This window comes from Microbacterium sp. NPDC089186, assembly GCF_040685115.1.
GTDB classification, from domain to species: Bacteria; Actinomycetota; Actinomycetes; order Actinomycetales; family Microbacteriaceae; genus Microbacterium; species Microbacterium galbum.
The window spans coordinates 552343-564629 of record NZ_JBFBHJ010000002.1 but is presented as its reverse complement, the minus strand read 5'-3'; the positions used below and the strand labels follow the sequence as shown (position 1 = coordinate 564629).

Below are 12287 nucleotides of genomic sequence, written 5' to 3'. Positions count from 1 at the left end.
CAGGTTGGTCGTCTCTCTCGTGAAGAGAACTCCAGGGCGACGGTGACGGTGCCACCGTCGCCCCGGGCTTCCCTCCCGCTGGGCTACTGCGAGACCTCTCCGCGGTGCAGATAGGACTCACGGATCATGGCTTTTCGCGCCTCGTGCGCATCTCCACCGAGGTCGGCTGCAAGCTGCAGGATCGTCGCACGCAGCTCTGCCTGTGTCCGGTCGAGTTCAGCTTCGATACGAACGCGCTTCGCATCGCGTCGCTGCTCGATCCTGTCTCCGATCCAGGAGATCACCTCGGGCACCCGGTCGAGGAGTTCGAACATCAGCAGCAGCGGCAATCCCGCCAGCACGATTAGTCCGAGGACCATGTCACGAGAATCGCGCGATCGTGCGAGCGGCTCCCATGGCGTAGGCGTCGACGATGTGCTTGTAGCGCGCCTCCCCAAGCGGAGCGACCTGGATGAGGTGAGTCTCTAGCGCCGACAGGCTGCCCGCCTCATGCAACGCCACATCCGTGATGAACCCCCGGCCCTGCTCGACGGTGGCCGCGACCACGACGCGCGAACGCAGCTGATCTACCTCACGACTGGTCTGACGCTGCAAACGCGCGTCTCTCTGGCCCAGCCCTGAGGAGGCGAACGTGCCCCCCAGTGATGCCAGCTCCTTGTTCGATTCAAACACTTAGAACCTCCTCTAGATCCGTTCTACTGCGACCGTTCGGCCACACATCAAGGATCGATCCGAGAGGTTCCGGGTGTCATTGGCACAGAATTGGCAACATGGAGCCGACAGATCCGTATCGACAGGACATCGCACGCGAACTCCGGGCATTTCGTAAGGGGCTCGGCGAACCAGGCGCAGATCGATTGGCATCGCTGTTCTACCTCACGGAGGCACTGGGTGAGGGAGAACCGGAGCGCGCCTTCGAGGAGCTGGGTCGACTGCGAGAGCAGTTCGGACGAGATCCCATGACCGCGATCGGCGCGTTCTTTTTCTTGTCTGGATGGGGTGTAGGGCTCGGAAGTGTAGACGAACGTCGCCACCTTTACGTGCGACGCTACTACGCAGGTGATGTGTCCACGCCCTGGCGTCGAGCGGAGAAGGGTATCGCAGAACTCGTAGCTCTCATCCGCAACCGAGACGAATCCCACCGGCCGACTGCTTTTATCGGCGTGATCCCCGGTGATCGGAGCTTCCAAATCGCGCTGGGCTTCGACTCAGCCGCAGTCGATTGGATTGAACCTCAGGTCTACGTCAACGGCGAAGCGTACGACCTGAACCTGCACGTGAACAAAGAGCTGGATGGGAAGGGAAAATTTGGACGCCAGTTCGTGCTGCCTTTTGTTCCACTTGACACATCCGTAGGGTCGTTCGACTCAATGGGCAACGTTCGGGTTACATGGAGGGCCAAGGTGTGGCCCGTCTGGAGCGTTTTCTCTTGGCTCGATGATCCGCGGATGGTGCCGCACACCCGCACCTTCGCGAACAAGTCCATCGAGGTCTCAATACGGCTATATGCCATCGACGGGTTGCCCGCGGGCCCAATAGTTGGCAACAGGGCGGCATTTGCGCACCTACTCACGAACGGGAGGGGTGGACATAATCAGTTCTAGCTCGCAAATGCTCGCGGCGCGGAGTGCGAAGGAGCGCCGTCCACCTGGAGCGAGTAAGAATAGACTTCTGAGTCCGTCAAACTGCATATGTAGTCGACGACGGCACGAGCGACAATCTGCTGCGGAGTGCATCGCCGTACGCTCGCAAGGCTTTCTTGCACCCGGCCCAAGGCTAGATAGTCCACTAGACGCTCGGGTAGGCGTTTCGTCGCGCGGTGCGACGGAGTTGACGCCCAGTCGCTGGACTCGGCGCCGGGTGTTTCCAGCCACGCGGACGAAGCTTGATCGAAGAGTCGATCGAAGCAGGCTGATATGAGGGCCTCCTGGCCCTCGCGAATAGCACTCAAGTCAGGGTCATCGATGACGAAGTACCATGTGAGCTGCTTCAGAAATTCAATCGCCGACTCGAGTCGGTCGCTTCGAAATTTCGCCTGACCAGTTGATATGTCGACGTCGTTGACGAAGAGAGATATGAGACCACCTCTCCATTGCGAAAGAGCAGCACGAGACGAGACCCCTCCCGAATATCGAGACGGATCAATCATCGAAAGTACTTGCGCTACTTGATTGAGGTAGGGATAGCCGAGCGAGGCCAAATCACCCCTACTTGGGAGCTCTTGGATTCCCGCTTCTGTAAAGCGATCCCACTCGTCGACGATTCTCATTACCGGACTTCCGCCGAGAGGTGAGTTGGTCTCACGAACTTCGGCCCGAATGTATGAAATGATTCGCAGAAACGTATTCGTTACTGGAGCCATAGATATTTCGGCAAATGGAATCAGTCCAGCTTTGTGGGCGTCTTCGAGGTCGTGAACGGCGTACGCAATATCGTCTGCAATGTCCATGATCGATGCCTCGAGCGAACGATCTCGAGGCCCCTGGAGTGCACTTTCGGTATCTCCGTCATCGGAGTTCAGTCCTAGAACCCAAGCGAAGGCATCTGCGTCCGCGTCGTACACTCCCCACTTTGACGGCTTCTTCTCGTTTTCGCCATGCAGCCAGGGATACTTGAGGGACGCCAGAAGTGTTCTCCGAGTGAGGTTCAGTCCGTAGTCCTTCGAGCTCGGGTGGTTTGAGGCCAGGAGTGTCAAGATGCGGAAAGTCTGTGCATTGCCCTCGAAGCCGTCAGGAAGAAGGCACGGTCGGGGGCCCTCGCATGCATTCTTCCGTCGCACGCCATCTTTCAGAATGTTGGGGACATCTTCGATGCGGGCCGTATATCGCGTTGGATAGACATCGCGGTGCAAAACGCAGGTGACTGCGCGCTGTAAAGCCTCTTCGCCGGTGTGCCCAAACGGCGCGTGACCCATGTCGTGCACCAGTGCTGCCGTCTTGACAACCTCCTCGTCGATGAGTTCGACGTTGCAGTTCGTTTGTGCGATTGACTGAGCAATTTGCTCTACTCGATATGAGTGTGTCAGGCGATTCCGGACTGATGACGACGTCAGCGTGGCTATCTGCGTCACGTCTTCGAGTCGTTCAAACTCGGCGGAATAAAACACCCGATCGTGATCACGCCGGGCGTCCGGGCGACTATCGGAGGAAGAGCCCCCACGGCGCTCCCATTCGGAGCCAGCGACGTTTGTCATTTTCTGCGATGTTAAATAGCAATCAAGCGGGCGTCAGGACCGGGCCGATACCCGAGGTCCCTCAGTGCAACATTCGCGAAACTATTGGCGATGCCGCGCATTCTCATGCGTTGGATGTACTCGTTGTAACTTAAATCTTCTGGAACTGAGCCACCGGCATCCGTGGATTCCAATATTTCGTGAGCGACACGCTCCGATCGCACCATTGCCTGAACTTCTTCTTGCGTGGACATATTGATCAACGATCCTCTCGGTGAAATTATCCACGGGGGTGGGAGATTGTGTAATTCATTCTTTTCCATAAACTAAATAAAACACACTTAGTCAATATTGACAATGATTACACGCGCTCACACTTCCGTGTCGCGTCTTGCGCGCGAGACTATCGGTACGCTCGGGGCAGCGCACCTTGACACGCCGAAATCATCAAACGTCGCACCGTACGGCCTCCGACCCCGGGGGATGTAGAGGCAATCCGTCGACTCATTCGTCACTAGTGCTGGAGGGCGCGACGAATGGCGACAAGGAGCTAACTGAGGAGATCGATAGGTTGAAGACCGAGGTCGTCCGCTAGTCGCTCAACCGACCGCAGGCTGAGGTTCCTCAGCCCCTGTTCAATCCCACCGATGTACGTGCGGTGGTAGCCAAGCTTCTCTGCGAGCTGCTCTTGGCTGAGTCCAAGTTGCTGCCGATGGGCGCGGACATTGCGCCCGAGCGTGCGCTGTAGTTCGCCTTCCACCTCCTCAGCACAACAACATGCTACTTATCGATCTACATACTTATGAGTAGCACTCGCGGCGCGAGTGGGCGTGCCCACTTCGCCGCAACGGCTTCCGGGCTTCTGGCGACCCACCGCCCGACTGCTCTAGCGCACCACGCCATATGCACCTCGGGCACCCCGCGACCCTGGGCAGACGCTTGGTCGAATGCGGATCAGGTCCGCCTCGAGCGAGCCGTGCGGCGTAGGCCCCTCAGGGGAAACCGCCTCCGTAACAGCGAAGCGGAGTCACCCTAGGCGACTACTGCGTGTTGCCTGAGTCGACCGACAAGGCCGAACTAGCAATGAAGAGGTTGTCTTCGGCGTGGATCAAGCCCTCCTTTGTGTGCTACTTATAAGTAGCACAGTGGCTGGGCCACGTCGTTACCAACCCGATTGGAACCCGATGCTTCAAATCGAAAGCCGTGGTAGCTCCCCGAGCCCGCCCGAATCCGCCGCGGCGAAGCCCGCGAACATCCGTTTTCTCCCGCGACGGCGAATTCGAGTAAGAGTCGCTCTGCTCGCAACGATCGCCGGTGCTGTGGTGCTTCTCGCCGGTTGCTCGGTCTCCGGGCCCGAGCTAGGCGACGACGATGCTGATGCCACGCCAATCAGCTACCCCGTACCCGACGGGTGCCCCAGCGGCGGCGAGTTCGGACAGGCTTTCATCAGTGACCCAGCCTGGGCTCGCGCTGTCACCGCCGATCTTCTGAGCGGGGATCTCCGCTCGCCGTTGCCGCCAGGAGGTTGCGCCTACTTCGTCGGCGACGTCGGTACCGCGAAGAACGGCGTCGACAGGTACCAACGCGTCATCGTTGCCTATTTCAACCTGGACACCCCCGGACGGCTGACACAGGAGGATCTGCGCACGTGGGGCGTTGAGGCCGGAGGTGTTCCGGAGGACGAGACGTCCATCGACGGCAATCCCACCGGCAAGAAGTCAGAGCGCAGTCTGGGGCTTCCCACGGACTTCACGTACTTCGACAGTGCGCGCGTGAGTTGGCTGGACGGCGTCACCACCACCAGATACGCCGACACCCCTATTCCCGCCTTCACCCAGGGTGCGAGCGGCGAGATCGAGTTCTACCTCAAGGCAGAACGCGCCAGTGCCATCGAGGCCGCCTCCGGCTCAGGTGGGAGCGTTGCCGATGCGATGTCGGGCATCATTGCCATCGACGCTTCAGCCACCGCTGTCACCTTGACCGCCATCGACCCGTCTACCGGCAAGTCCATAGCAACGCGCACCTTCGAAGGGCCGGAGGCTGTTCTCCCTCGCGTCAACATGGCGTCGTCCTACATCGCGCAGCAGGGCTTTTCGCCCGACCTCACTCGTGTCGCCGCCACTATGACGGTCACTGCCGACAACTCGAACCACGTCGGCTGGATCACCAAAAGCGGGCAATTCGTCGACGTGTCCGACGCAGTTGCAGGGTCCCAGTCAGACTTCTCCAACACGATCCAGCACGTCTCACCCGTATTCGGTGCAGACGGAGCGTTCTACTACCTCGACGGCAGCACCAGCGAAGTCAAGCGAATCCCCGCCAGCGCCACCACCGCAGACGCCGTCGCGGCCAGTACGCCTGAAACCGTTCAGTCAAAAGTCGACCAGAGCTTCCTCGTCTGGCCCAGCGGCACCATCACCCCCTGCGGTGGCACCTGCGCACCTCACAGTGAAAACATCCAGCCCGGACCGTTCGGGCAAGGTGCGACCGTCAACGACTGGCTTGACCCGAACACCCTCATCTGCACCACGAATACGCTCACCGAGATTGACCTCTATGCCCCGTACCCGGCCGGCTCCGACCCTATGTACAAGGGCCGCTGGGCCTGCGGAGCAGAGAACACTGACGTCAGTTTGCTCCCCAAAACGGAAAGAAAGAACTGGAGCCCGATCGGCTCACCGGATGCCCAGACGGTTGCGTTTATCTCCTCTCCTGCATCGGGCTCTGAGGCTCCCGAATTGTTCACCATCGGGCGAGGAGGCGGAGACCCGACGAAGCTCGCGACAGAAAAATCCTTCGCTCGCACCGAGAAAGGCTGGCTTGGATCAAGCAACCGCGTCCAGCTTCTCGATTGGCGCTGACGAGGCCTCGCCGCGTCGGTCAGCTCTGCGTAACGGGGAAGCGGTGCATTGGGGACTGCGGTTGACCATCTCAAGTGGCTGGTTGTGAAGCGACACAGTAATAGCCAAGGTGTTACTTGATCGTAAATCGTTATCCTCGGGTGTAAGGATTTGCTCATCATGGCTACCAAACACATCGCGCAGATCACCGACGACCTCGACGGCACCGTTCTCGAGCAGGGCGAAGGAAAGCAGATCACCTTCTCGGTTGAAGGTCGCGCGTACGAGATTGACCTCTCTGACAGCAACGCCGACAAGTTCTACAAAGCCCTGACGCCGTTCGTTGACGCCGCCCGCTCGGTCGGGTCCGCCGGCGCCGGTCGAGCCACCCGCGGTGGTGCTCGCTCCAAGAGCGACCTTGACCTCGGCGCGATCCGCGAGTGGGCTCGGGCCAACGGCCACACGGTTAGCGATCGTGGGCGCGTCCCGGGAACCGTCATCGAGGCTTACAAGACGGCTACGGCGTAACTGGTTCTGACAGTAGGACACCCCCGGCTCCGTGAAGGCCGGGGGTGTCCTATTTTGCTCGCACCAACTCGGTTCGGAGGGCTCTCGCGATAATTCCCGGCAACCCACCCGCTGGCCTTGTAGCTGTCCGGTCAGATCAGGCTGGCGCGGCCGAGATCGAAGAGGTCGGGTTGGCGCTGTTCGAACAGATCCTCGAGGGCATCCCCGTCACGAGCTTCCGCAAACGCAGCCTCCTCGTCGGTAATCGGCACCACCTGCAGCCACGTCGTGTAGACGTCCTCGTCCTCTTATGCGGGGAATTCGTTCTCCCAGCAGAACGGGGGGACAATGAAACCATGCTGGGTTGTCACCTCAGCGCCAGCTTGTTGGAACGCGCCGCGAATGACCGTCCCGTACCGGGATGGGCCGCCGTCTGCGACGTAGAACGCGCAGAATGCGAGACCACTGCCGAAACGTTCCCAAAAGCGGCGCCCGCCTGAGTTAGCGCACCTCACAAGAGGCGGCCGGCTCGAGCCCGTCCGTTTAGGACGGTGCTCGCCGGCCGCCGTCGCCAACTGATTCCACGCACTGCCCCTCGTTTGTGCTCAGCGATTTCACGAGAACCATCCCGGTTCTCGGTCGCACGCACAAAGGAGAAGCACCATGGTGCAAGGCATCATCATCCCGGTGTCCGACGCCGATGACATGCGCGCTCTCGAATTCAGGGAAGTCAAGGACTACCAGAGAGCCGTCGGGGGATGGATCGAGGCGATCGACATCCTCAGCTTCGGCTGCACAATGTACCTGAGCGAAGAGGGGCTCATCCGCGGGCTGCCGTACAACCGACGCGCAACATATTTGTGGTGGTACCACGTGCCACACGCGCGCGGTCAGGCGCGGCTAGCAGGCGACGCGGTTCTCGTCGGTCTGCCCGGCCAGGATGGCTGGAACACCGACGTGCCCGTCACGGAACAGGCCCTTCTTCGCGGCGCGATGCTGTGCCAGGTCGAGCTGCAACGACTGGACTCGGAAGAGTGGCGAGCGACACCGAGCGAACCGCAGACGTATATCGAGGCCGTTGTCGGTGCGACTCTGATGATGGAGTACGCCACGGACCGGCTGCTGCGCGTCGTCCCACTGCCGTGACCACAGGCGGCGGGCTACTCCTACCCAGGAGCGGTCCGCCGCCTTTTGATCTCGCGGGTCGCGACGTCGATGTCCACCCCACTCTGCTCAAAGGGAAGGGCAGACCGCTGGGCAAGCCCCATTGTCGGGTGCCGCGCTCACTACGCGGCGTTGATGGGCGGGCGCCACGCGGCGAGCAGTGCGGACTCGAGCGCAACCGCATCCTCGTTCGTCGGAGTAACGTTCCAGGTCAGGTCGCACTCGCGGAGCCACGAACTCACCACCCCGACCTGCGCGGCGTCCATGACAGTTGGACGTCGGCGCGTGTATTCGCGAGTCAAGCCAAGCTCTCGCACCGCGACCCAGGAACGAAGCGTACTGCGGCTGAGATCTAGCGACGTCGATAGATGCGTCGCGAGGCGCGCGCGGAGATTGGACGCCTTTCCGAGGTAGACGCATTCGCCGCTGTGGAACCAGGCGTATACGCCGGGACGTGTGGGGATGCCAGCCCGCTCGATTCGAGCCACCGTCTGCCTCGGTGGCGAGAGGAGGGCACGCCACTCGGGCGTGGTGGTCGCTGGGTTGTCCATCTCACTGCCCTGCCTGCCGGGGTTTGTCTTCTCAGGTGCGCGCCGCATCACCTGAGGTGCTCAGCCACCTCTTCAAACGCTGCTTTTCGACGGGCGCGCCGCCTTTCTCGCTCTTCGAGATCTTTCACAAAAAGTGCCTGCGGTGACGGGTGGAAGCTGCGCACGATCGTCAGGCCCCTATCCGCCTCGATTGTCGGGTCGAGTCGCACAAGCCGCTCCCAGGCATGCGCGGCATGACTGCCTTGAAGCAACACGACCTTGAGGTTCGGAGCTAGATCAATCAGTTTGAGCACCGTCGGAACGCCTGCATCAAGCTCGGAGGCCTTCGGCGCACGGTTGATGTACCAGGGATATGCGTTCCACGGCAGTAGATCCGTGGGGGACAGGCTGACTGTTTCGAGGAGTTGCGCTTGCAACTCCGCAGAGCCATCGTCGTTCTCGACGCAGACGAATCCGCTGCCGATACCGTCGCGGGTGGCTGGTCCGGGGTCGCGGAGGATGCTGAGGAGCTGCGCGTTTACGCCCCCGTGTAGTGGTGCGACGTACGGCACGAACCCTCGTCCAACTCCGCGCAACTCGTCGACATACCTGTTCACCGGGGCGATGTGGGGCGCATAGCGTTCATCCCACTGCTGGGTTCTGAAGGCAGGGTCCGCCATCCGTCTCGGCATGCAATCACCGTAGCGCTGAGATGTCGAAGGCATCGTCGGGCGCGTCGCCGACTGCCTCCCGCCATGGCTTCGCCTCGAGCGGGAGCGCGGGAGCCAAGCAGTCACACTCATGCGCGGCGCTCCGTTGCGCGGGCGGTTTGGCGTCGCCGGCGAGGTTGTATAGCGACTCCCGAACGAGTCGAGCCCGCCTCGCAATGATGGAGGTGGGCTCGACTCAGGGGCTCAACCCTTCGGCGGGTACGGATCCTTTTTGCCAACCGTGTCCGTGTTGCGGATCTGGTTGTTGTCTTTTCTGTGGTCGCGGACCTCGCCGCCGCCGCTACGGGTTGCGAACCCGACCGCAGCATCGTGCGCTTCAGCCTGCGTGCCGTAGCGGCCGGCCGCTTGCGAGGCACCCTCTCGTTTGGCGCTCCAGTCGCCCTTGTCCTTGTCGTACTGCACGTCGTAATCAGCCATCGTGGCCTCCTTCAGGTAATCGCTGGAGTGCCGATGGTAGGGCAGACTCCCGACATTTGGGCGGTTCGACCGATCCGACGTGGACCGACAGAGCATTTGTCGCCCTCAGAGGAGCCGAGCGGCGCAATGATGACCTCATGCTGCGCGTATACCTCGACCAAAACAAGTGGATCGACCTCGCCCGTGCGGCCACCGGCCATCCAGCAGGTGCCCGCTACACAGAGGCGCTGGACGCCGCCCGCACTGCCGTCGGGGCGGGCAAGGCATCATTTCCGCTCGACATGTTTCGCTACGCCGAGACTGGCAAGCGTTCTGATGACCGGTCCCGGAACGACGTTGCCAACGTGATGATCGAACTCTCAAATCGACACACTATGGCGCCCGGGCGATACGTGCTGCCCGCCGAGCTGGACCACGCGCTTAAGGCTCGCTACGGTCGCCCCGAGGAGCCGCGCCATCGCGAAGTTTTCGGAACCGGGGTCCGTCATTTGACGAACGGCCAGGTCGTGTTGCCCGAACTCGACATCAGTCTGCTCCGTAACTCGGGAAACGATATTGACGTTGCGGACTATCCGAGGATCCAGGAGATCTACTCACAGCTCCTCGAAGCAGATCTGATGCGGGCCGGTCCGGCGATCGCACGTTCGGCGGGAGTGGTTACCGACACCCTTCATCCTGATCAGCAATACATCGATCACGAGAACAAGATCGCCTCGGAAATTCGGGCGAGGGGGCTGTCAGGCGACATGCTCGATCTCGCCGTGCGCGCCTCGGACCTCGGCGATATCCAGTCCGCGGTCACCGAGGCGGTCGACGCTATCGGTCTCACGTGGGACCGCTTCGTGGAGGACCTCGGTCCCGCAGGATTGGTCGATTTTATGGACGATCTGCCGACTCGGCAGGTCACCAACGTGATGCGAGGAGCAAAGCTCCGTCAGACCGAGCAAAAATGGGAACTGCACGACCTCAACGACATCCTGGGGCTCTCCGTAGCCGCAGTATACTGCGACGTCGTCGTCACCGAGAAGCAGTGGGCACACCGGTTCACCCAGGCGAAGATCGAGGCTCGTTACGGCACCACCATCCTTCGAAGCGTGGCGGATCTGACTCCGATCCTTCAGCGTTCCGCCCCCACGTGATCTTGATGGACCGGCGACATAGGTGCCGGTGTCGCGTCCGGAAAAGGCCGTTTGCCGGGACATCGTCAGCGTGTGGGGTCGAGCGGGCTGACCGGCGGGCTGGCTGTCGTAGGTTCCGATTACAGTCACCACCGTGAAGGAATGGTGGCGCGTCGACGGCTGGCCGACGGCAGACGAATGGCAGGCGCTCTGGGCATTCGCAACATTGGTCGTTGCCGCGGTCGCGGCATGGCTCGCCCTTCGCCAGTACCGGTCCTCCGTCGGGTCGCAACTCGAGCAGGCCAGACCCTACGTAATCGTCGACTTCTCGTTCGAGGGCGGTGCCGCCATCCTCTTGGAAGTGAAGAATGTGGGGCTCACTGCTGCGCGGAACATTCGGTTCGAGTGGTCGCCTCTACCTCTCGCGGACGATGAGGTTGCGCAGGCCGCGATCGATCGGACTCTTGTCCGAGACGGAATCCCGTTCTTGGCTCCGGGTCGCTCGATGTTCTTCTGGTTCGGAGTCTTCAGAGACGACTACGAGGAGACCATGCAGCGACGCTTGATCGTAACCACAACCTGTGAAGGCAGTGGCGATGCTCGCAGGTGGACCAGTGAGTCTCTGTTGGATCTCGACCAGTGGGCCGAGACGATGGTCCAAGAAGGTCCTATGGAGAAAGTTGCAGCCAGCTTGAAGAAGCTTGCCGATGCGGCCACCAATCAGAAGGGTGCCGACGCGGAACTCGCCAAGGCTGCTAACTCGCTACACGAATACCTCGAAGCGACCGAGCGGGTGATCGACAGTCGCGCGCGTAAGAGGTCCAATCTCCACCGTCGTTTCGCTGCGCAGCAAGAACGTGAGACCCGCCGCCAGGCGGAACTCGCGAAGCTCACAAATGCCACTGACGAAGAGGGAGAACCCTGATGGGCGACAGATCGTCCACGGTGTCCAGCTGAAGTTGAGGCTCGCGCCGACGAGTCGTCGTCGGCGGCGCGAGCAAAGAGTATGCCAGGAGACTTCTACCTGGGATCGTCCGATCGGACGGTTGGCGCGCGACTCGTTTCGTCGTTCACTAGACGCAGCGGGTGCTGCGGTTCAGCCCTGGCGCCGCCCCACGCCCTCCTCGTTGCCGGTTTGCGGTCTCCCAGAGAACCAATCAAGTTCTCGGCCGCACCCGTCAAGGAGGTGACCCGCCCACCATGAGCGAGTTCAACGTCAACACCCCGCCCGCCTCGGCTGCGTCCGCCAACGGACTCGGCTACGGCCCGATCAAACCTCTCGCGGTCAGACTCAACGAGTCCACCCGCACCCAGCTGGACATCATCGCCCAACTCAGCGACCGGACCGTCACCGACGAAGTCCGCCTCGCCATCGAAGCCTGGATCGACAAGACCAAAGCCGACCCAGCCATCCAACGCCGCGCGAAGGATGTCCGCGAGGAGATCGAACGCGAAGCAGCAGGCAAACGCGACGCGATCGCCGCCATCTTCGACGCCGCCCCGGCACCGAAGACGCCGCGCACGCCGGCGAAGCCCCAGGGCAGCTGACGGCTTTACCTCAACGGGCGGCCGGCTCGAGCGATGTCCCACCAGGACCTAGCTCGCCGGCCGCCCCGCCTCACCCTCGCCCCGAGCGATAAACGGCCCTCGTTTGTTCTCTGCGATTCCACGAGAACCATCCCGGTTCCCGGTCGCACGCACAAAGGAGGAACACCACCATGGTGCAGGGCATCATCATTCCCACGTCGGACTCCGGCGAAAGGTGGGCTGCCGGCTCGCCGAGCTCGAACACTATCGGTTGCCCTAGG

15 protein-coding genes are annotated in these 12287 nt (G+C 61.5%); 7 read left to right on the top strand and 8 right to left on the bottom strand.

Features of this window, described 5'->3' with window-relative positions:
• Window positions 1–83: 83 nt before the first annotated feature.
• Together AB0N82_RS08915 and AB0N82_RS08910 are read right to left on the bottom strand one after the other, a co-directional pair.
• Complete coding sequence (locus AB0N82_RS08915; RefSeq protein WP_363390582.1) at window positions 84–359, bottom strand: hypothetical protein; 276 nt, start codon at window positions 357–359, stop codon at window positions 84–86.
• Window position 360: 1 nt separating this feature from the next.
• The gene (locus AB0N82_RS08910) at window positions 361–672 is read right to left on the bottom strand and encodes a hypothetical protein (protein ID WP_363390579.1); all 312 of its coding nucleotides are present in this window, start codon (window positions 670–672) and stop codon (window positions 361–363) included.
• Between the two features lie 98 nt (window positions 673–770).
• Between AB0N82_RS08910 and AB0N82_RS08905 the strand changes: the two genes are divergently transcribed.
• Window positions 771–1604, top strand: a complete 834-nt coding sequence (locus tag AB0N82_RS08905; protein WP_363390576.1) for a hypothetical protein — start codon at window positions 771–773, stop codon at window positions 1602–1604.
• Here AB0N82_RS08905 and dgt read toward each other — a convergent pair.
• Window positions 1601–3193: a dGTP triphosphohydrolase gene (dgt, locus tag AB0N82_RS08900; protein WP_363390573.1), complete on the bottom strand. Its 1593-nt coding sequence runs from the start codon at window positions 3191–3193 to the stop codon at window positions 1601–1603. The two genes, AB0N82_RS08905 and dgt, sit on opposite strands and share 4 nt — an antisense overlap.
• A gap of 529 nt (window positions 3194–3722) precedes the next feature.
• Entirely contained in the window at window positions 3723–3932 is a 210-nt protein-coding gene (locus AB0N82_RS08895) for a helix-turn-helix transcriptional regulator (RefSeq protein WP_363390570.1), read from the bottom strand.
• 559 nt (window positions 3933–4491) lie between these two features.
• Here AB0N82_RS08895 and AB0N82_RS08890 point away from each other — a divergent pair.
• Window positions 4492–6033, top strand: a complete 1542-nt coding sequence (locus AB0N82_RS08890) for a hypothetical protein (RefSeq protein WP_363390567.1) — start codon at window positions 4492–4494, stop codon at window positions 6031–6033.
• A 159-nt stretch (window positions 6034–6192) separates the two neighbouring features.
• Window positions 6193–6540 carry an Lsr2 family protein gene (locus tag AB0N82_RS08885; RefSeq protein ID WP_363390564.1) on the top strand — a complete coding sequence of 116 codons (348 nt, stop codon included), beginning with the start codon at window positions 6193–6195 and terminating at the stop codon, window positions 6538–6540.
• 131 nt (window positions 6541–6671) lie between these two features.
• Here AB0N82_RS08885 and AB0N82_RS08880 read toward each other — a convergent pair whose 3' ends face one another.
• Complete coding sequence (locus AB0N82_RS08880) at window positions 6672–6800, bottom strand: suppressor of fused domain protein (protein WP_363391201.1); 129 nt, start codon at window positions 6798–6800, stop codon at window positions 6672–6674.
• Window positions 6801–7182: 382 nt separating this feature from the next.
• On the opposite strand from AB0N82_RS08880, the gene AB0N82_RS08875 reads away from it, so the two are divergent.
• Window positions 7183–7665, top strand: coding sequence for a DUF3846 domain-containing protein (locus tag AB0N82_RS08875; RefSeq protein ID WP_363390561.1), 483 nt, complete (start codon window positions 7183–7185; stop codon window positions 7663–7665).
• 140 nt (window positions 7666–7805) lie between these two features.
• Here AB0N82_RS08875 and AB0N82_RS08870 read toward each other — a convergent pair whose 3' ends face one another.
• The 3 genes from AB0N82_RS08870 to AB0N82_RS08860 form a co-directional block, all read right to left on the bottom strand.
• Window positions 7806–8234 (bottom strand): GIY-YIG nuclease family protein, encoded by a 429-nt coding sequence (locus AB0N82_RS08870; protein ID WP_363391198.1) that lies wholly within the window; start codon window positions 8232–8234, stop codon window positions 7806–7808.
• 47 nt (window positions 8235–8281) lie between these two features.
• Window positions 8282–8905: a uracil-DNA glycosylase gene (locus AB0N82_RS08865; protein ID WP_363390558.1), complete on the bottom strand. Its 624-nt coding sequence runs from the start codon at window positions 8903–8905 to the stop codon at window positions 8282–8284.
• 222 nt (window positions 8906–9127) lie between these two features.
• The gene (locus tag AB0N82_RS08860; protein ID WP_063256884.1) at window positions 9128–9361 is read right to left on the bottom strand and encodes a DUF2188 domain-containing protein; all 234 of its coding nucleotides are present in this window, start codon (window positions 9359–9361) and stop codon (window positions 9128–9130) included.
• A gap of 137 nt (window positions 9362–9498) precedes the next feature.
• Here AB0N82_RS08860 and AB0N82_RS08855 point away from each other — a divergent pair, with 137 nt between their 5' ends.
• The 3 genes from AB0N82_RS08855 (at window position 9499) to AB0N82_RS08845 (ending at window position 12027) form a co-directional block, all read left to right on the top strand.
• Window positions 9499–10500, top strand: coding sequence for a hypothetical protein (locus AB0N82_RS08855; RefSeq protein WP_363390555.1), 1002 nt, complete (start codon window positions 9499–9501; stop codon window positions 10498–10500).
• Between the two features lie 133 nt (window positions 10501–10633).
• A complete protein-coding gene (locus AB0N82_RS08850; RefSeq protein ID WP_363390552.1) occupies window positions 10634–11404 on the top strand; it encodes a hypothetical protein in 771 nt (256 codons plus the stop codon).
• A gap of 275 nt (window positions 11405–11679) precedes the next feature.
• Window positions 11680–12027 carry a hypothetical protein gene (locus AB0N82_RS08845; RefSeq protein ID WP_363390549.1) on the top strand — a complete coding sequence of 116 codons (348 nt, stop codon included), beginning with the start codon at window positions 11680–11682 and terminating at the stop codon, window positions 12025–12027.
• The last annotated feature ends 260 nt before the right edge of the window (window positions 12028–12287 follow it).